Raw genomic sequence first — 1914 nt, 5'->3', positions numbered from 1 at the left:
CAGGTCGAGGACGCGCAGAACGACGTGGCCAAGCAGCTCGACCAGATCAAGAACTTTGCCGCCTCGGGCGTCGACGCCATCATCGTCAACCCGGTCGACACCTCGGCCACGCAGGCTATGTCGGATGCTGCCGCGGCGGCCAAGATCCCGCTGGTCTATGTCAACCGCGAGCCGGTCAACGTCAACTCGCTGCCGGACAACCAGGCCTTCGTCGCCTCGAACGAGGCCGATTCCGGCACGCTCGAGACCAAGGAAGTCTGCCGCCTCTTCAAGGAAGCCGGCAAGAAGGAAGCCAACGTCTATGTCATCATGGGCGAACTGTCGAACCAGGCCGCGGTGCAGCGCACCAAGGACATCGACAACGTGATCGCCACGCCGGACTGCAGCTTCATCAAGATCATCGACAAGCAGACCTCGAACTGGCAGCGCGACCAGGCGCAGAACCTGATGACCAACTGGCTGTCGACCGCCAAGCCGTTCGACGGCGTCATCGCCAATAACGACGAAAGCGCCATCGGCGCCATACAGGCCATGAAGGCCGCCAACATCGACATGAAGACCATGATCGTCGGTGGCGTCGACGCCACGCAGGACGCGCTGGCTTCGATGCAGGCGGGCGACCTCAAGGTAACCGTGTTCCAGGACGCGGCGGGCCAGGGCGCCGGCGCGCTCGATGCGGCGTTGAAGCTCGCCAAGGGCGAGAAGGTCGACCACAAGGTCTACATTCCGTTCCAGCTCGTCACGCCGGCGAACATCGACAAGTTCCTTAAGAAGAACTGAGGCCGCGGGCCGATTGATACGGAGCGGCGCTTAAGAACGGTCGGCCGAACCGGGCGTCCAAAGCCAAGACACGAAGGACAGTGCCGCTCCTCGCTTCCACCCGCCCTCGGATGGCGGGTGGGCGAACGCGGCCCAAGGAGGAGAAGAACGTGGCACAGACATCGCATGGCGTTGGCGGGCTCAGTTATGATGCCAAGAAGCGCCCTTGGCCGCCCGAATTCAACGTTCTCCTGGCGCTCGTCATCCTGGTGGCCCTGTTCGAATTGATTGGCCGGGTCTTCCTCGGCGACAGCTTCCTGTTCAACACGCGTCCGAACGTCGATGCGATCTTCAACGAGCAGCGCCTGCAGATCATCATCCTGCAGGTGTCGATCGTCGGCATCATCGCCATCGGCGTCACCCAGGTCATCATCTGCGGCGGCATTGACCTGTCCTCCGGCTCGGTCGTCGGCGCCACCGCCATGATCGCCATGAGTTTCGCGCAGGTGGCGACCGTCAACGGCAATCCCAACCCCAAGGCCATGTTCCTGTCATATGGCTGGATCGACCTGCCGGTCATCGTGCCTCTGCTGGTCGCCATAGGTTGCGGCCTCATCGCCGGCCTGGTCAATGGCCTGCTGATCGCCTACACGCGCATCCCGCCTTTCATCGCCACGCTGGGCATGATGGTCACCGCGCGCGGCGTCGCCAAATGGTGGTCGAAGGGCGAACCGATCTCGTTTCCCACCGATAGCTTCGCGGCAATAGGCAAGGGGCTGATGCCGGTCGTCATCTTCATTTCGCTGGCGATCCTGTTCCAGCTGATCCTGACCTACACCAAATACGGCAAGCACTGCTACGCCATCGGCTCCAACGAGGATGCCGCGCGCATGTCCGGCATCAAGATCGCCAACCACAAGGTGCTCGTCTACGTCATCGCCGCCATCTTGGCCTCGCTCGCCGCGGTGGTGCTCTGTTCCAAGAACCTCACCGCCCAGTCCGGAATGGGCGTGATGTACGAGCTTGACGCCATCGCCATGGCGGTCATCGGGGGCGTCTCGCTGTCGGGCGGACGCGGCTCGATCATCGGCACGGTGATCGGCTCGCTGATCTTCGGCGTCATCATTTCCGGCTTCACCTTCCTGCGCCTCGACG

General features: G+C 62.8%; 2 protein-coding genes. Both read left to right on the top strand.

From position 1 onward, the window contains the following. Positions 1 to 780 (top strand): substrate-binding domain-containing protein (locus Q0L57_RS13910; protein WP_296743522.1); only part of this gene is annotated, 780 nt, incomplete at its 5' end. A 149-nt stretch (positions 781 to 929) separates the two neighbouring features. Then, positions 930 to 1914: ABC transporter permease (locus tag Q0L57_RS13905; protein WP_296743520.1), on the top strand; the 985-nt coding region annotated here is incomplete at its 3' end.

Origin of the sequence: Mesorhizobium sp. (assembly GCF_024509055.1) — a bacterium.
Lineage (GTDB): Bacteria > Pseudomonadota > Alphaproteobacteria > Rhizobiales > Rhizobiaceae > Mesorhizobium.
Note: the sequence above shows the minus strand (reverse complement) of the source record. Positions and strands in the feature narration are given on the sequence as shown.